The organism is Streptomyces sp. NPDC050534, from assembly GCF_044457745.1.
In the GTDB taxonomy this organism is placed as follows: domain Bacteria; phylum Actinomycetota; class Actinomycetes; order Streptomycetales; family Streptomycetaceae; genus Streptomyces.
Window position 1 is genome coordinate 432,237 of the sequence record NZ_JBITHF010000002.1, and the last position, 16,892, is coordinate 449,128.

The window sequence follows — 16,892 nt, forward strand, 5'->3', positions numbered from 1 at the left end:
TAGGGGGTCTAGGTTCGGCCCTAGTGTAGGAAGGACTCCGCCCGCCGGGCGACTGCTTTACGCGGAGGGCTTCGGCGGAGGCGGCGTCAGCGGATCGGGGCGTACAGGACGCCCAGCTTGTCGATCTCGTCGGCCGCGCGGCCCGTGAAGCCGACGATCTGCCAGCCGGCCGGGGCCGTGAAGGTCGTGCTGTCGGAGGTGGGGGTGCCGGACGAGAGGGTGCGGGACCTGTCCGTGGTGAAGGCGGCCGAGAAGATCCGGGTGTGGCCGTCCTTCTGGCCTTCCGTCAGTTTCACCGAGGTGAGGTGTTCGCCGGAGGCGAGGGTCAGGGACGCCGCCGTGCCGCCCGTGCCGCCGTGGGTCAGGGTCGTGCCGCCGTCATGGGTGAGGGACACCGCGTCCAGGCGGGCGCCGCCGCGCAGGGTGAGCGTGCGGGGCGCGGGTGTCGCCGGCAGGCCGTCGGCGTCGGTGAAGGCCGTGCCGTGCGGACCGCCGAAGAAGTCACTCGCCCGCAACGAGGAGTTGAGGGCGTACGAGAAGTCCACCGTGTGCGGGAAGTGGTCGGAGAGGTTGCCGCCTGCGGCGTCCAGGAATTTGGCCCACTCGTCGTTGTAGCGGGTCGCGTCGAGCGAGAGCAGCTTGCTGCCGCGGTAGAGGACCTTGTCCACGACCTCGCAGTCGTTGGCCGGGGCCGTCGTCGGGCAGAGCAGCGGATCGGCGCCCTGCGCCGGCGCCGTGCCGCCCTTGACGAGCTGCACCCATGCGTCCGTCAGGCCGTTGCCGTCGACCAGGGTGCGGATGTTGTCGCCGGTGCGCGTGTACCGCGTGTTGGTGTCGCCCATCACGATCACCGCGTTGCCCGCCGAGTTCGCCCGGATGAACTCCGAGAGCTGCTCGATGTTGGCGCGGCGCGCGGCCAGCGCGTCGTCGGTGTCGTCCGCGTTGGGGTGCAGGTTGTACAGATCGACGAACACGCCCTCGGCCAGCCGCACCCGCGCCAGCGAGAAGCCCTTCGGGGTCAGGCAGTTGGTGCCCGTGCAGTCATTCCACTTCACCCGCTCGAAGTCCTCGAAGGGGAAGTCCGAGAGGGTGTTGAGGCCGTCGCCGATCCCCGCGCCACCACTCGTCGCCGTGCGGTAGGGGTGGTTGTCGTCCGCGTACAGGGCCGCGTGGTAGTTGAAGTCCTCCTGGACGTTCACGATGTCGTAGGACCCCAACCGCGGTGAGATCAGCGGGGTGTTGGCCGCCGGATGGCTGGAGCTGAGGCCCTCCGGGAGGCCGGCGACGTTGTACGTGAGCACATTGAACGAGCCGGTGGCCGCCGCGTCCGCGGCTGCGTCCGCGGAGGCCGCCGTGCCGGTGGCCGTCAGACCCGCGAGGGCGAGCGCGGCGGCCGCGAGGGTGCCGATGAGTCGTCTCATGGTGGGGGTGTCTCCGGTCGGGGGAGTGGGGAAGTGGGGGAGGAACGAGCGCCGAGAACCTGAACGTTGCTCATGTTCGGTGTCAACCAGTGTGACCTGACAGGTCAGTTGAGGGAACATCGCAGGACGAGTTCACAGGGAACGGGGGGACACATGGCGCATGAGGCGCGCAGACGCGACGGCGAGCCCGGCAGACGGACGCTCGACGGCGCACGGTCCGCCACCGGTCAACCCCTCTGGCGCCAAAAGGACTTCGGCATCTTCTGGGCCGCCCAGACCCTCTCCGTCCTCGGTGACTCCTTCGCCCTGATCGCCCTGCCCCTGCTGGTGCTCGAGGCCACCGGATCGGTCGCCCGGATGGGGCTGCTGACGGCCGTCGGATCGGTGGCGGCCGTGGGCGCGGCCGTGTTCGCCGGGGCCCTGGTGGACCGGGCCGACCGCCGCAGGCTTCTCATCGCCTGCGATGTGGTGCGGATGGTGCTGTACGGAGTCGTCCCGGTGGTCTGGCTGTTCGGGGCGCGGATTTGGCTCCTGTACGTCGTGCTGCCGCTGTGCGAGGCCGTCGGCATGCTCTTCGCGGTCGGCTATGTGACCGTCGTGCGCAGTCTGGTCGGTGGTGAGCGGCTGACCGAGGCCAACGGCCGGCTGAACGCCACGGCCGCCGCGGCCGGGGTGCTGGGGCCGCTGGGCGCGGGAGTCGTCGCCGGGTGGACCGGGCCGGCCGCCGCGGTCGGCGTGGACGCGGCCAGCTTCGGGGTGTCCGCGGCCTGCATGCTGCTCGTACGCTTCCGCCCCCGCCCCGCCGACGACCGTGCGCGGCAGGGCGGCAGCCTGTGGCGGGATCTGCGCGCGGGCGTCTCCTTCCTCCGCGGCCACCCGGTCCTGCGCTCCCTCACCGCCCTTCTCTGCGTCTTCAGCTTCTTCACGCTCGGCCTGACCGACCTGGTCATCTACCACCTCAAGCACGACCTCGGCCACGACGACGGGACGGTCGGCACCGTCATGGCGTGCGGCGCGCTCGGCACGATCGCCGGCTCGCTGCTGGTCGCCCGCATCCGGCGCCGGCTCGGTTTCGGACGCACCTGGACGGGCGCCGTCGCCGTGTGCGGACTGGCCTTCGCGGGCCTGGGCCAGGTGCGCGGCGTCCCTCTCGTCGCGGCGCTGAGCGCGGCCTTCCTGGCCTGCGTCGGGATCGCCGGCACCTGCTCCATGTCACTGCGCCAGGAGATCACCCCCGAGGCCCTGCTCGGCCGCGTCACCTCGGCCTTCTGGACCCTCCAGTACTCCGCCGCCCCGCTCGGCGCCGCCGTCCTGACCTGGTCGGCGGAGCACCGGGGGACGGCGCCGGTGAGCCTGGTGGCGGGCGGCTGCTGCGTACTGGTCGCGGGTGCGGCCCTGTTCACCCCGATACGGCGGTCAGGGCGCCCCTCGTGAACGGCTTCCCGTGACGCTCAACTGATCTCCGTGAACACGAAGGAGAACTCCGCCGGTTCGGCCGTCAGGTGGTACTGCGGCAGCACGCCCGGGCCGCAGGAACCCGAGCCGATGCCGTGCAGGCCGTGGTCGAGGTTGACCCAGACCTTGTCGCCGGGCGTGAGGTCGGTGAGGTGGGCGGCCGCGTCCAGCTGCTCGGTCGTCCAGCGCCGGGTGCTGAAGGAGAACTCCGGGTCGCCCTCGACGCGCAGCCCGCCGATCTCCGCCCAGCGGACATCGGCGCGCGCGCCGTTCTCCTGCGGACGTACGTAGGGCGTCTGCAGGCCGTCCACGGTGGACTCCCAACGACCCAGCCTGGAAGCCGACTTGGTGTCCGGATAGCCCTCGCCGGGACCGCCGCCGAACCAGCGCACGGCGTCGGCCCGCGTCAGCCCGAAGCGGACGCCGAGCCGTGGCAACGGCATCGTCCAGTCGCCGTCCGGGCTCACGGACACCGTCAGCCTCAGCCGGTTGCCGTCCGACGTCCAGCGGTACACCGTGCCGAGGCCGAACTCCCAGGCGGCCGGCGCTACCCGGGTCCGCACGGTCAGCGCGTCGTCGCCCAGTTCCACGGCGTCGAGGCGGTGCCGCATGCGGTGCAGGCCGTACGTGCGCCAGACCGTCGCCCAGCGGGTCTCGGACTGCCATTCGGCGCCCGCGTCGTTGTCGGTGGTGGCCCGCCACACGTCCAGGCGCAGCCCGCTCACCTCGACACCGCCGATGGTCCTGAGCGCGCCGGTGCGGGCGTCGAAGGAGGCCGGGCCGAGGGTGATCACCCGGTCGCCGAGAGCCGGTCCGTCGGTCGGCGCGACGGCGGGCAACGGCCGTGCGGCGACCGGGACTTGGCCCCACGCCACCTCGTGGCCCTTCGGTCCCCAGGCGGTGTCCGCCGCGAGCAGTGCCCGTACCGTCCATCCTGTCTCGGCACCCCGCACCTCCACGGGCGGTTCCGGCAGCTTCACCTCGGCCGACGCGCCGGGTGCGAGCGCCGGGACCGGCAGCCTGCCCGTGCCGGCCGTCTCGCCGTCCACCTGGTACGACCACTCGAAGGCGAGGTCGGACAGGTCGGCGAAGTCACGCTTGTTGGTGACGCGAACGGTGCCGTCCGAGTGGTCGGACTCGATGCCGACCGGCTCGATGACCTTCTTGAACTCCAGCAGGCCCGGGGAGGGCCTGCGGTCCGGGAAGATCAGCCCGTCGCAGACGAAGTTGCCGTCGTGCAGCTCCTCGCCGAAGTCGCCGCCGTAGGCGAAGCCCAGCTCCGGGTGGGTGATGCCGTGGTCGATCCACTCCCAGATGAAGCCGCCCTGAAGCCGGTCGTGGGCCTCGAACAGCCGCTGGTAGTCGGCCAGGCCGCCCGGGCCGTTGCCCATGGCGTGGCCGTACTCGCACAGGATGAAGGGGAGTTCGCGCCGCCTGTGCGTGCCGCCGTCAAGTTCCTTCCCGATTCTCTCGACCTCGGCGTGGGCGGCGTACATGCGCGAATAGACGTCCGTGTCACGGCAGTTGATGTCGCCCTCGTAGTGCACGAGACGCGAGGAGTCACGGCCGCGGATCCACTCGGCCATGGCGGTCAGGCCGCGTCCGGTGCCGGCCTCGTTGCCGAGCGACCAGATGACCACCGACGGGTGGTTCTTGTCGCGCTCGACCATCCGCGCGGCGCGGTCGAGGAGGGCCGGGGTCCAGCGGTCGTCGTCGACCGGGTTGTCCCGCCAGCCCTGTTCGGTGAAGCCGTGGGTCTCCAGGTCGCACTCGTCGATCACCCACAGGCCGTACTCGTCGCACAGGTCGAGGAAGGCCGGGTGCGGCGGATAGTGCGAGGTGCGGACGGCGTTGAGGTTGTGCCGCTTCATCAGCAGCACGTCCTCGCGCATGGTGTCCAGGTCGAGTGCGCGGCCCCGCTCCGGGTGCCACTCGTGCCGGTTGACGCCCTTGAAGAGCAGCGGCCTGCCGTTGACCTTGACGAGGCCGTCCTCGAGGACGACCGTCCGGAAGCCGATGCGCAGCGGCACGCGTTCGCCCTCGGTGACGAGGACGCCGTCGTAGAGCCTCGGCGTCTCGGCGGTCCATGCCTCGACGAGGACGGTCACCGGGGTGCCGGTCTCGACATCGATGTCCAGGGCGGGCACGGACACCCGCCCGTCGACGTCGGAGTCGACGCGCAGGGTGCCCTCGCCCGTGCGGTGGTCGTAGGAGGCGTGCACGAAGAAGTCGAGTGCGCCGCCGGCCGGGCGGTGCAGCAGTGTCACGTCACGGAAGATGCCGGGCAGCCACCACTGGTCCTGGTCCTCCAGGTACGAGCCGGCCGACCACTGGTGCACGCGGACGGCCAGCACGTTGCCGCTCGGCCTCAGCAGATGCCCGACCGCGAACTCGTGCGGCAGCCGCGAGCCCTTGAACTCGCCGATGTCCGTGCCGTTGAGCCAGACGCGGGCGCAGGACTCCACACCGTCGAAGCGGATCACCGCACCGCCGTCGGAAAGGTCCGGCCAGTCCTCCGGCAGGTCGAAGACGCGCAGATGGTCGCCGGTCGGGTTCTCCGTCGGGACGCGTGGCGGGTCCACCGGGAAGGGGTAGAGGTGGTTGGTGTAGACGGGCAGGCCGAAGGCGCCGTCGCCCTGGAGCACCCAGTGACCCGGGACCGTGACCTCGGCCCAGCCCCCGGCGTCGAACCCCGGCTCGGCGAACGAGTCGTCCTCGGCGTCAGCGGTCGGCGACATGCGCAGCCGCCAACTACCGTTCAGTGACAGGGACTTGGCGCCCGAGGACGCGTACCAGGCGCGGGGCGGGAGGGCCCCGCTGCCCGGCGAGACGTCCTCTACGTAATCGGTGGCCGTGGTGCGGAAAGACATCGGTCTCCAGGTCGTGAGTGGAGGGCGTCAGCCCTTGATGCCGGTCTGCGCGATCCCCTGGACCAGCCAGCGTTGGAGGAAGAGGAACACGAAGACGAGGGGCAGGATGGAGATGGCGGTGGCCATGAAGATCAGATGGAAGTTGACGGTCTGGTTGGTCATGAAGGAGGAGAGCGCGATCTGGACGGTCCAGGAGCTCGGGTCCTGGCCGATGACCAGCGGCCACAGGAAGGAGTTCCAGGCGCTGATGAAGGTGATCGTGGCGATCGCCGCGAAGAAGTTCAGCGAGTTGGGCACGACGATCCGCCAGTACGCGCCCCAGTAGCCGAGCCCGTCCACCCGTGCCGCTTCCTCCAGCTCCTTCGGGAATCCCAGGAAGTACTGCCGGAAAAGGAAGCAGGTGAAACCACTGAAGAGGCCCGGGATGATCAGACCGCGGTAGGTGTCCACCCAGCCGAGGGACGACACGAGCACGAAGCTGGGCACGAAGGTGACGGCCGTCGGGACCATCAGGGTCGCCAGGACCCCGTAGAAGACCTTGTTGGCGTGCTTGTACGGGATGCGGGCGAGACCGTAACCGGCCAGGGAGCACACCAGGAGGGTGCCGAACGTGGTCAGCAGGGCGACGACCAGCGAGTTGAACATGGAGCGGCCGAAGTCGACCGTGGGGTCGTCGAAGAGTTCGGAGATGTTGCCCCACTGGAAGGAGGGCAGCAGCTTCCAGTTCTCGCCCGTGATCTCCGGATCCGTGGAGAGGGCGTTGCGGACGATCAGATAGAAGGGGATCAGGAAGAGCAGGGCGGCGATGCCGACGGCGATGTACAGCCCCGTGTTGCCGAGGGGGCCCCGGCCCTTCTTGCGCTGCTTGCCGACCTGAGGTGCGGTGGTGGTCACTTGGAATCCTCCCCCCTTCCGAAGCCCATGAACTTGCCCTGGATCAGGGTGACGAGGCAGATGAGCAGCGACAGGATGACCGCGCCCGCGCTGCCGGCGCCGTAGTCCTGGCTCGTGCCGAGGGCGGTCTTGTAGAGCTCCATGAGCGGTGTCTGGGCCCAGGTCGCCTTCTGCCCGATGATGTTGAAGAACTCGTCGAACGCCTGGTACGCGGCGATGAGCAGCAGCAGGATCACCGCGGTCGAGGTGGCGCGCAGCTGCGGCAGCGTGATGTGCCGGAAGGTCTGCCAGCCCGACTTGGCGCCGTCGATGGCGGCGGCCTCGTACAGCTCGGCCGGGATGTTCTGCAGTGCCGCCAGGAAAAGGATCATGTAGAAGCCGGACTGGATCCACAGGCGCAGGGTCACGATGACCAGCCAGTACCAGGGCGGACTGGGGTTGGCCAGGTAGGCGATGTTGTCGACGCCGAACCAGCCGAGGACCGTGTTCATCAGACCGAAGCGGACGCCGCTGAAGATGGACATCTTCCAGATCAGCGCGGCGGCGACGTAGGAGACGGCGGTCGGCAGGAAGAACACCGACCGGAAGAACGCCCGCATGAACCGCAGACGGTTCACCAGCAGCGCCAGCCCCAGTGACAGCGCCCAGGTGGTCGGCACGATGAACGCGGCGAACACGGTGAACGTCAGCAGCGAGGCGGGGAAGTTGCTGTTGGTCAGGATCTGCTTGTAGTTGTCGAAGCCGATGAAATGGCTCGGTGTGACGGTGTAGCGGGCGTCGAAGAAGCTGAGCCAGAGGCTCCAGCCGATCGGCACGAAGACGAAGATCACCAGGCCGATGAGGAACGGCCCGGTGAAGAGCCAGAAGTTGAGGGTGGCGTTGCCCCGCAGGCCCCGCCGCGGCCGGGCCTGGGAGGCCTTGGCCGGGGCGGGCTGGGCGACCCCGCGTGTGGTGGTGGTCGACATGGCGTGGTCTTCCCGGCCGCCTATCCGAACAGCTTCTTCAGTTCGACGTTGACCTTCTTGTCGCAGGTGTCGAGCGCCGCCTCCGGGTTGCCGTTCTTGCGGACGGAGGACGCGATCACCTCGGCGAACGCGGTCTGCATGGTCTGGTCGTAGGAGATGTTGTCGAAGTGGCCGTAGTCGGTGAAGAGCTTCACGCCCTCGGCGGGCAGGCCCGACTTGAGCTTGGTGGCCCCGCTGGCGATCGAGGTGCGCGGCGGGATGTGGAAGCCGTACGACGTGGCCCAGTCCTCCTGGTACTTCTTCTGGTCGATCCACAGCCACTTGACGTACTCCTTGGCCGCGTCGACGTTCTTGCCCTTGGCGTTGACGAAGATCGACCAGCCGCCGTTGTAGACGGACTGCCTGCCGGCGCTGCCGATCTTCGGGAACGGGAAGATTCCGAGATCGTCGCCGAGCGCCTTCTGCATGGCCGGCATGGACCACATGCCGCCCCACTGGATGGCACACAGGCCCTGGTTGAGCGAGGAGGGGTCCCAGAAGTCGGTCGGTGCGTCAAGGAGCACGTTGCCGCTGGTGAACAGCTTGCGAAGCTGCTTGAGGCCCCCGGCGACGCCGTCCGTGTGGTAGGCGATCTCGTTCTTCTCGTTGATGGTGTCGGCGCCGGCGGACCAGATGATGGGGTTCTGGATCGCGGTGAAGTCGTTGCCGAGGAAGACGCCCTTGACCTTGCCGGTGGTGAGCTTGGCGGCGGCCTCGATCAGCTCGTCGAGCGTGGTCGGGACGTCGACCTTCGCCTTCTCCAGCATCGACTTGCGGTAGTAGAAGAACTGCGGGTCGTCGATCATCCGTATCCCGTAGATCTTCCCGTCGACCGTGTGGGACTTGATGTCGTTCGGGTTGAAGTCGTCCTTGACCGGGTCGATCAGGTCGCTCAGGTCGGCCACCTGGCCGCTCTTGACGAGCTGCAGCTGCGGGTGGAACTCGAAGACGTCGGGCGCCTTCTTGGTGAGCAGGGCCGCGAAGAGCGCAGACTCGAAGTTGTTGCCCGTGATCCAGTTGGTGCTCACGTCGGCCTTCTTGTACGCCGCCGCGTACCGCTTGAGGGCCTGCTCCGTCCCGGCCTCACCGTAGGCGTGGAAGTACTGGGTGAGCTGCGGGCCCGAACCTCCGCTCCCAACGCGGCCGTTGTTGCTGCCGCACGCGGCAAGCGTGCCGGCGGCGGCCATGCCCGCGGCGGCGCGGAAGAGGGATCGGCGGGACCAGTTGCTGTTGCTCATTGCCGACATGCTGACGTCCTTGTCTCGAATACGGCTGCGGCTCCACGGCTTCAGCGCGACGTGGCTCGAAATGCGGTGCGGTGCGGGGACGTTAATCTTCGGCCAATCCTTCGGCAAGGGGTTGGACGAAGTCTGCACGAAGCGTTGTCTACGGTTCGGGATGCCGAACGGACGGATGGCGCAAGGGGGTTGAGAACCGCCGGTTCAGGGGTCGCCGGCGGCGGAGTGGAGGATCCCTTCCGTCGTCATGAAGGTGGTGCGGTACGGCTCCTCGCGGGGGTGCGCCGCTGCCCGACGGACTGCAGTGCCCCTTCCAGCGCGAACGTCGCCGCACCCAGGCACACCGGGTCGGTGGGGATGGGGGAGAGGACGATCTCGGTGGCGGCCATCGGGCGCGGCAGCGCGTGCCGGGCGACGGCCTCGCGCACCTCGGTGATCAGGGGGTCGCCGAGGGCGGTCGCGACCCAGCTGCTGAGCACGACCACCTCGGGGTTGAACAGGTTGACCAGGTCGGCGATCCCGGCGCCGAGGTACTTGACGGTGTCGCGGACCACCTTGAGCGCCACCGGGTCGCCGGTGCGCAGTCCCCGCGCCAGCGCGTCGACGGTGGCCGTCTGGTCCTCGGTGTGCAGCAGCGGGCTGTCGGGGCTCAGCTCCCGCAGCGTCAGCATGATGCCGGACGCGCCGACATAGGCCTCCACGCAGCCGTTCTTGCCGCACCGGCACAGCCGGCCGTCCAGGACGATCGTGGTGTGGCCCCACTCGCCGGCGCTGTTGCTGACACCCCGGTGCAGGGCGCCGCCCAGGACGAGTCCGGCGCCCACGCCGGTGCCGAGGTTGACCACCACGGCGTCCCCGCGCCCGCGCGCGGCCCCGAACCACAGCTCGGCGACCGCGGACGCGCGCAGCGGGTTGTCCAGGTACAGCGGGTAGGCGATGTGCTCGGTGAGCAGGTCCAGCAGTGGCACGTCGTGCCAGTCCCAGTTGGGGGCGTACTCGGAGAAGCCGGTCGCGCGGTCGACCTGGCCCGGAACGCTCACGCCGACGCCGAGCACCCGGGCGCCCTCGATCCCGGCCTGTGCCATCACCGAGCCGACGGCGCCGGCCACATGGCCGACCACCTGCTCGGGGAGGCTCTCGCCGGGACGGACGTCCTCCTCGGCGCGGGCCAGCACGTTCAGCGCCAGGTCGAACAGCTCGACATGGACGTACGTCTCCGCGATGTCGACGCCGATCAGGGCGCCGCCCGAGGCGTTGACGGCGACGAGGCCGCGGGGGCGGCCCCCCGCCGAGTCCTCGAAGCCGACCTCGGTGATCATCCGCAGCTCGAGCAGCTCGCCGACGAGCGTGGCGACCGTCGCGAGACTCAGCCCGGTGGCGGCCGCCAGTTCCTGCCGTGAGGTGGGAGACTGGGCGATGATCTGGCGCAGCACCTCGTAGCGGTTCGCGGTGCGGATGTCCCGTGATGTGCCGCGCTTCATCGAACTCCCCTCACGGCCGGGACTCTCCGGCGCGGCGCAAGGCTATGGCCAGCGGAGGACTTTCGACAAGGGGTTAGGAAAGGGGTCCGTAAAAGTCCCTGCCCAGTGTCCCCAAGGGTGCGGCCCGCACGAAACGCGTGGCGGAGATCAGCCCTCGAGCACGTCCCGCACGAACGCGTTGGTGAACTTCCCCGCCGGGTCCAGCGCCCCCGCCAGCGCCCGGAAGTCGCCCAGCCGCGGATACAGCCCCCGCACCGCCGGCGCCGGCATGGTGAAGACCTTGCCCCAGTGCGGCCGGGCGCCGTAGGCGTCCAGGGCCTCCTCCAGTCGCCGCACCACCGGCAGCACGGTCTCGGTGTCCTCGACCCAGGTGAAGTGCAGCGCCACGGTGTCCCGTCCGTACGCCGGGCTCAGCCACTGGCTGTCGGCGGCCACGGTGCGCACCTCGCAGGTCTGCGTGACGGGTGCGAGCGTCGTCCGGATCGCGTCGAGCGCGTGCAGCGCCTCCAGGGCGTGGGGCCTGGGCAGCAGGTACTCCGACTGGAGCTCGGCGCCACTGCTCGGGACGAACTCGGCCCGGAAATGGGGCAGTCGCTCGTGCCAGGGCCCGGGTACGCCGAACTGCTCGGTGCAGTTGACCGCCGGCATGCCGGGCACCGGGTGCAGCTTCTCGGTCGCGGGCGGGGCCCACGGGAAGTCCGGCAGCGGCTGGTCGGTGCGCCGCTTGCGCCACACCTGACGGAAGCCCGGCGCCCGCCAGTCGGTGAACAGGCTCACGCTGTACGCCGACGCCATGATCGTTTCGAACGTCCCGAAGTCCAGCCCTTCCAGGGGGAGTTCGGTGTGCAGGTGCTGCTCGACCTCGTAGGCGGGCTCCAGGTCGAGGGTCAGGGCGGTCACGACGCCGAGCGCGCCCAGCGAGGTCACGGCGCCGTCGAAGCGGTCGTCGCCGCGTGCGATCCGCACCGCCGACCCGTCCGCCACGGCCAGCTCCACCTCCCGTACGGCGGAGGCGAGCGGGCCGTTGGCCACGCCCGAGCCGTGGGTGCCGGTCGCCACCGAACCGGCGACGGAGATGTGCGGCAGGGACGCCATGTTGGGCAGGGCGAGGCCGTGCGAGTGCACCGCGCGGGCCAACTCCGCGTACCGGACGCCGCCCGAGACCCGTACCGTACGGGCCGCCGTGTCGACGTCGAGCACCGGCGGCAGCCCGGCGATCGAGAGCAGGACGCCCTCCGGGCCCGGCTCGGCGATCTCGTTGAAGGAGTGCCCGCTGCCCAGCACGCGCACCGTCGCGCTCGCGGCCACCAGGGCCCGGAGCGCGTCGAGCGAGTGCGGGCGGTGCACCTCCTTCGCCGTGTACGTGATGTTGCCCGCCCAGTTGGTGACCGTGTCCGTCATGCCGTGCCGTCCCTCCGCGGAGTGTGTGCGCGTTGACCCTCTCACCCGCACCCGCCTACTTTAGAGAGCGTTTTCCACGCGGTTTTCCGTGCCCCTGGCGTCCGTGCCCCGGCACGGGTGCCGCCCAGCGGGAAGGTCACGTCGTTGCCCGAGCGTCCCCAGGCGCTGTTCGCCATGACCGCCGAAAACGTTCCGCAGGTGTTCCCGCCGGAGGTGCTGGCGCGGCTGCGTGAGTCCGTGGACATCGATCCGGCCCGGGTGGTCCGGGACTTCACCGATCCCGGGGTCCGCGACGCGCTGGCCCGCACCGAGATCCTGGTCACCGGCTGGGGCTGCCCCCGCCTGGACGCGGCGGTGCTCGACGCGGCGCCCGGGCTGCGCGCCGTCCTGCACTCGGCCGGGTCGGTCAAGGGCTTCACCACGCCCGAGGTGTGGCGGCGCGGCATCGAGGTCTCCTCGGCGGCCGCCGCCAACGCGATCCCGGTCGCCGAGTACACCCTCGCCATGATCCTGCTGGCCGGCAAGGACGTCCTCGGCGCCCGCGACCGGCTGCGCACGGGGCGCGCGTTCCCCGGCTGGGACGTCGTCCCCGGCGTCGGCAACCACGGCCGCCGGGTGGGCGTCGTCGGCGCCTCCCGCGTCGGCCGCCGCCTGCTGGACCTGCTCCGCCCCTTCGACCTGCGCCCGAGCCTGACCGACCCGTACGTGGACGAGGCGGGGGCCGCCGCACTCGGCGTACCGCTGCTGACCCTGGACGACCTCCTGCGCACCTCGGGCATCGTGACGCTGCACGCCCCCGCGACCCCGGAGACGCGCCATCTGATCGGCCGCCGCGAACTGGGCCTGATGCCCGACGGAGCGGTGCTGATCAACACCGCGCGGGGCGCCCTGGTCGACCACGAGGCCCTGACCGCCGAACTGCGCACGGGGCGCCTCACCGCGATCCTCGACGTCACCGACCCCGAGCCGCTGCCGCCCGACTCGCCCCTGTACGACCTCCCGAACGCCTTCGTCACTCCGCACCTCGCCGGCTCCCAGGGCAACGAGGTCGCGCGCCTCGGCGGCGTGGTGGCGGAGGAGGCGGGACGGTTCGTCAGGGGCGAGGGGCTGGCATACGCGGTGGATCCGCGGATGCTGGAGAAGGAAGCGTGAACTGCGGATTTCGTATCCGATGGACGCCATGATCGACGATATCGAAACTCCGTAGCCACATTCATGCGATATCAGTAGCCTATGGGTCCATGGCTCCTGAACCGCTGCCCTCGGCCCTTCCGCTGACCGGCCTCACCCGCCACCGCCGCCTGCGCGAGCAGGGCAGTCTCGACCGGGCCGACCTGGACGCGATCCTCGACGCCGGTTTCGTCTGTCATCTCGGGGTGGTGGTCGAGGGGCGGCCGCTGGTCGTCCCCACCGTCTACGGACGGGACGAACGGCGGCTCTACGTCCACGGGTCCGTGGCCAGCCGCAGCCTCGCCGGCGGCACTCCGGTCTGCGTCACCGTCACACACGTCGACGGCCTGGTCCTCGCCCGCTCGGTCTTCGAGCACGGCGTGAACTACCGCAGCGCGATGATCCACGGCGAGGCCCGCGAGGTCACCGACCCGGAGGAGAAGCTGGAGGGGCTGCGCCGCCTCACCGAGCACGCGGCGCCCGGGCAGTGGTCGTACGCCCGCCGCCCCAACCGCAAGGAGCTCGCGGCCACCACCCTGCTCGCCCTCTCCCTCGAACACGCCTCCGTCAAGATCCGCACCGGGCCGCCCGACGACGGCGACGGCCCGGACGCGGAACTCGGGCTGTGGGCCGGCTCCCTGCCCCTGACCTCGGTCTGGGGTGCCCCCGTTCCCGACCCGGCGCTGCCGCCGGACACCCCCGTACCGGGACACATCGCGCACCGTGGGGGGACCCGGCACGGCTGACGCGCGGGCGAAGGCATACCGTGAGGAGTCGAACGTCCGAACCGGGAGGAGAGTGGGGATGGGCAGCCGTACCGCACTGGTCGAAGACCTGATGGAGCGATTCCCGCATGTGCCGCGGGAAGCCGTCTTCAAGGAGGACCTGCTGCGAGGAGGCGTGGCCTTCGACCCGTCCGCGCTGAGCGACAACGAGTCCGGCGAGGTCAAGCCGAAGTCCTACTTCATCTTCTCCTTCGACCACGGCACCCTGCCGGAGCTGGGCGAGGCCGCGCTGCGCAGGCCGCCGGAGGAGATCATCCTCACCGGCGGCCCGTACGACCTGCGCCGCACCGTCGTCTCCGTGCGCGTGAACCCGTCCTCGCCCTACCGGGTCGCCGCCGACGAGCACGGCGTGCTCGGCCTCTACCTCGACGGGAAGCGCATCTCGGACGTCGGCGTGCCGCCCATGCCCGAGTACTACCGGCACACGCTCTCCAACGGGAAGTCGGTCATGGAGGTCGCCCCGACCATCCAGTGGGGCTACCTGATCTACCTCACCGTCTTCCGCGTCTGCCAGTACTTCGGCGCCAAGGAGGAGTGCCAGTACTGCGACATCAACCACAACTGGCGCCAGCACAAGGCGGCCGGGCGGCCGTACACCGGCGTGAAGGACGTGGAGGAGGTCCTGGAGGCGCTGGAGATCATCGACCGGTACGACACCGCCAAGGCGTCCACCGCCTACACGCTCACCGGCGGCGCGATCACCAAGACGGTCTCGGGCCGTGACGAGGCCGACTTCTACGGCCACTACGCCAAGGCCATCGAGGAGCGCTTCCCGGGACGCTGGATCGGCAAGGTCGTCGCGCAGGCGCTGCCCAAGGACGACGTGCAGCGGTTCAAGGACTACGGCGTACAGATCTACCACCCCAACTACGAGGTGTGGGACGAGTACCTGTTCAAGATGTACTGCCCGGGCAAGGAGCGGTACGTCGGCCGGGACGAGTGGCACAGGCGCATCCTGGACTCGGCGGACGTCTTCGGCGCGCGCAACGTGATCCCCAACTTCGTGGCGGGCGTGGAGATGGCCGAGCCCTTCGGGTTCAAGACGGTCGACGAGGCGATCGCCTCGACCACCGAGGGCCTGCGCTTCTTCATGTCGCACGGCATCACGCCCCGCTTCACCACCTGGTGCCCGGAGCCGACCACCCCGCTCGGCAAGGCCAACCCGAACGGCGCGCCGCTGGAGTACCACATCCGGCTGCTCCAGGCCTATCGCCAGACGATGGACGACTTCGGCCTGTCCTCGCCCCCCGGCTACGGCCCGCCCGGACCCGGCCGCGCCGTCTTCTCCGTCAGCTCCTTCATGGACAGCCTTCCGGCGCGTGAGGCGGCGCAGACGGCGGAGGTGTGAGCCGAGGTCCGGGCCGGAGGTTCGAGTGACCTCCGGGCACGGTGAGTCGATGCATGGTCTCCTTGCGTACATGAAGCTGGAGTTGTGCCCCGCGGCCGGTTCCACAGGGGTCTGTCAGGACAACTGAACACAGCGCTTGTCAGTTGTGAGAAAAACGTGAAAGGCTCCTGCCCTGCCGCGAGGTTCCCCCCAACTCCTTTGCCGTCATGGTGAGTTGACCTCGCTTGTGGATGCAGGAGACCCATGCCCGACCTGCCGACCCCGAAGGACGCCGCCGAGGCCGCGCTGTTCTCCGAGTGCTGGGACGCGGTGCTTTCCTACGCGGACCTGTGCACCGCCGGTACGGCCGCCGCGACGCAGCTGGCCACGGAGGCGTTCGCGCTCGGAATCCGTGAGGTGCGCGCGGCCGGGACCGCGGCCGTCCGCAACAGCGGCCGCCGCCGGCCCCGGCTGCCGGTGATCCCGCTGCTGCTGACCGCCGTACGCACCACGGCGGCGGCCTGGGAGTCCGGCGGCCAGGGGACCGACCTCGACCCGGACCTGCGGCTGTGGCTCAACTCGGACAAGGCCGCGCGCTACACCGGACTCCCGCTGCGCCGCCCGCTCGCCCTGCGTGCCCTGCGCGACCTCCAGGAGCCGGACGCGGCGCTGCTGTGGCTGGCCGAGGTGGAGTCGCTGCCGCTGTCCGTGGTGGCCCGCCGGCTCGGCCTCGACCCCGACCTGGCCGGCGACGAACTCGCCCAGGTACGCGGCCTGTTCAGGGACCGCTGCCACCGCGCCCACATCGACACCCCGATGGACGCGCAGTGCCGCAGCTACGCCCGTCTCCTCGACGCGGTCACCCGCTCACCGGCCGCCGACGTCCCGCCGGACCTCTCGCGGCACCTGGCCACCTGCGTGGACTGCGCGGAGGCCGCCGCCTGTCTGCGCCCGCAGGGCGGCGGGCTGCCCGCCGCCCTCGCCGGCGGCGTCATCGGCTGGGGCGGCCTCGCCTACCTGGAGCGCCGCCGCCGCGCGGCCGAGGTGCGGCTGGGCGCGGGACGCCCCGAGCGCGCCGACTTCGAGGGCGGCGAGCCGAAGAACGGCACGAACCGCGCGCGGATGCTGCGCGGCGGCCTCCTCGCCGCCGCCGTGCTCGTGTCGCTGCTCGCGCTGGCGGTGTCGCTGATGCCCTTCGGGTCCGCGCACGACGGCGCCGCGGGTGGTGACGCCCCGGCCGACAGCTCACCGGTCGCGGCCCCGGCACCGTCCCTGCCCGGGCTCACCACCTCGCCCGCCGCCTCCCCGACGCCCACCCCCACCGCGACGAAGTCCCGCGGCACGGGGAAGAACCCGGATCCGGAGCCGCAGGGCACCACCTCGTCCACGGCCGCGAGCAAGCCGGTGCCCGACAAGAGCGAGCCGGCCGGCTGCGAGGTCACGTACCACCTCGACAGCCAGTGGCCCGACGGCTTCCAGGCCACCGTCTCCGTCACCACCGCCGACGCGCTCGACGGCTGGCAGGTCGCCTGGTCCTTCCGGGACGGCCAGCAGGTCGGCCAGATGTGGGACGCGAACGTCGCCCAGAACGGCTCCCGCGTCACGGCGTCCGCCGCCGACTACAACAAGTCGGTCCGGGCGGGCTCCACCCTCACCTTCGGCTTCCTCGCGTCCTGGAAGGAAACGAACTCGCCGCCGTACGCCTTCGCGCTGAACGGGCGTGCCTGTACGAAAACCGGTTGACGGGCCACCGTCGCTGCGGGCTACTGTTGCGGCGGTTCACACGGCACCCCCTGCCGCCGTGCCGAGACGAGTGTGTGACCGAGGAGGTGTCGACCGATGGCTG

General features: G+C 70.5%; 12 protein-coding genes. 5 read left to right on the top strand and 7 right to left on the bottom strand.

What is annotated here, in order from left to right:
• Positions 1-86: 86 nt before the first annotated feature.
• On the bottom strand, positions 87-1,421 hold the full coding sequence (locus ACIBN2_RS07495; RefSeq protein WP_399133265.1) for a jacalin-like lectin: 1,335 nt from the start codon (positions 1,419-1,421) through the stop codon (positions 87-89).
• 153 nt (positions 1,422-1,574) lie between these two features.
• Between ACIBN2_RS07495 and ACIBN2_RS07500 the strand changes: the two genes are divergently transcribed.
• Entirely contained in the window at positions 1,575-2,855 is a 1,281-nt protein-coding gene (locus ACIBN2_RS07500; RefSeq protein WP_399133266.1) for an MFS transporter, read from the top strand.
• 17 nt (positions 2,856-2,872) lie between these two features.
• On the opposite strand, the gene ACIBN2_RS07505 is transcribed toward ACIBN2_RS07500, so the two are convergent.
• The 6 genes from ACIBN2_RS07505 to ACIBN2_RS07530 all read right to left on the bottom strand — a co-directional run bounded on the left by ACIBN2_RS07505 (position 2,873) and on the right by ACIBN2_RS07530 (position 11,764).
• Positions 2,873-5,746, bottom strand: coding sequence for a glycoside hydrolase family 2 TIM barrel-domain containing protein (locus ACIBN2_RS07505; RefSeq protein ID WP_399133267.1), 2,874 nt, complete (start codon positions 5,744-5,746; stop codon positions 2,873-2,875).
• Positions 5,747-5,773: 27 nt separating this feature from the next.
• Positions 5,774-6,640, bottom strand: coding sequence for a carbohydrate ABC transporter permease (locus ACIBN2_RS07510; RefSeq protein ID WP_399133268.1), 867 nt, complete (start codon positions 6,638-6,640; stop codon positions 5,774-5,776).
• Positions 6,637-7,605: a carbohydrate ABC transporter permease gene (locus ACIBN2_RS07515; protein ID WP_399133270.1), complete on the bottom strand. Its 969-nt coding sequence runs from the start codon at positions 7,603-7,605 to the stop codon at positions 6,637-6,639. The genes ACIBN2_RS07510 and ACIBN2_RS07515 overlap by 4 nt, the downstream gene beginning before the upstream one ends.
• A gap of 20 nt (positions 7,606-7,625) precedes the next feature.
• Positions 7,626-8,891: an ABC transporter substrate-binding protein gene (locus ACIBN2_RS07520; protein ID WP_399133271.1), complete on the bottom strand. Its 1,266-nt coding sequence runs from the start codon at positions 8,889-8,891 to the stop codon at positions 7,626-7,628.
• Between the two features lie 236 nt (positions 8,892-9,127).
• The gene (locus tag ACIBN2_RS07525) at positions 9,128-10,363 is read right to left on the bottom strand and encodes an ROK family transcriptional regulator (RefSeq protein ID WP_399133272.1); all 1,236 of its coding nucleotides are present in this window, start codon (positions 10,361-10,363) and stop codon (positions 9,128-9,130) included.
• Between the two features lie 147 nt (positions 10,364-10,510).
• The gene (locus ACIBN2_RS07530; protein ID WP_399133273.1) at positions 10,511-11,764 is read right to left on the bottom strand and encodes a D-arabinono-1,4-lactone oxidase; all 1,254 of its coding nucleotides are present in this window, start codon (positions 11,762-11,764) and stop codon (positions 10,511-10,513) included.
• A 144-nt stretch (positions 11,765-11,908) separates the two neighbouring features.
• On the opposite strand from ACIBN2_RS07530, the gene ACIBN2_RS07535 reads away from it, so the two are divergent.
• From ACIBN2_RS07535 to ACIBN2_RS07550, 4 genes are all read left to right on the top strand, one after another.
• On the top strand, positions 11,909-12,916 hold the full coding sequence (locus ACIBN2_RS07535; RefSeq protein WP_399133274.1) for a hydroxyacid dehydrogenase: 1,008 nt from the start codon (positions 11,909-11,911) through the stop codon (positions 12,914-12,916).
• 89 nt (positions 12,917-13,005) lie between these two features.
• Positions 13,006-13,680: a pyridoxamine 5'-phosphate oxidase family protein gene (locus ACIBN2_RS07540; protein ID WP_399133275.1), complete on the top strand. Its 675-nt coding sequence runs from the start codon at positions 13,006-13,008 to the stop codon at positions 13,678-13,680.
• Positions 13,681-13,738: 58 nt separating this feature from the next.
• The gene (locus tag ACIBN2_RS07545) at positions 13,739-15,067 is read left to right on the top strand and encodes a radical SAM protein (RefSeq protein WP_399133277.1); all 1,329 of its coding nucleotides are present in this window, start codon (positions 13,739-13,741) and stop codon (positions 15,065-15,067) included.
• A 243-nt stretch (positions 15,068-15,310) separates the two neighbouring features.
• The gene (locus tag ACIBN2_RS07550; protein ID WP_399133278.1) at positions 15,311-16,789 is read left to right on the top strand and encodes a cellulose binding domain-containing protein; all 1,479 of its coding nucleotides are present in this window, start codon (positions 15,311-15,313) and stop codon (positions 16,787-16,789) included.
• The last annotated feature ends 103 nt before the right edge of the window (positions 16,790-16,892 follow it).

Bases quoted from the DNA above. Each gene is read 5' to 3' on its own strand.
- ACIBN2_RS07515 (WP_399133270.1), bottom strand. From the start codon at position 7,605: ATGTCGACCACCACCACACGCGGGGTCGCCCAGCCCGCCCCGGCCAAG.
- ACIBN2_RS07525 (WP_399133272.1), bottom strand. From the start codon at position 10,363: ATGAAGCGCGGCACATCACGGGACATCCGCACCGCGAACCGCTACGAG.
- ACIBN2_RS07500 (WP_399133266.1), top strand. From the start codon at position 1,575: ATGGCGCATGAGGCGCGCAGACGCGACGGCGAGCCCGGCAGACGGACG.
- ACIBN2_RS07530 (WP_399133273.1), bottom strand. From the start codon at position 11,764: ATGACGGACACGGTCACCAACTGGGCGGGCAACATCACGTACACGGCG.
- ACIBN2_RS07495 (WP_399133265.1), bottom strand. From the start codon at position 1,421: ATGAGACGACTCATCGGCACCCTCGCGGCCGCCGCGCTCGCCCTCGCG.
- ACIBN2_RS07520 (WP_399133271.1), bottom strand. From the start codon at position 8,891: ATGTCGGCAATGAGCAACAGCAACTGGTCCCGCCGATCCCTCTTCCGC.
- ACIBN2_RS07545 (WP_399133277.1), top strand. From the start codon at position 13,739: ATGGGCAGCCGTACCGCACTGGTCGAAGACCTGATGGAGCGATTCCCG.
- ACIBN2_RS07550 (WP_399133278.1), top strand. From the start codon at position 15,311: ATGCCCGACCTGCCGACCCCGAAGGACGCCGCCGAGGCCGCGCTGTTC.
- ACIBN2_RS07505 (WP_399133267.1), bottom strand. From the start codon at position 5,746: ATGTCTTTCCGCACCACGGCCACCGATTACGTAGAGGACGTCTCGCCG.
- ACIBN2_RS07540 (WP_399133275.1), top strand. From the start codon at position 13,006: ATGGCTCCTGAACCGCTGCCCTCGGCCCTTCCGCTGACCGGCCTCACC.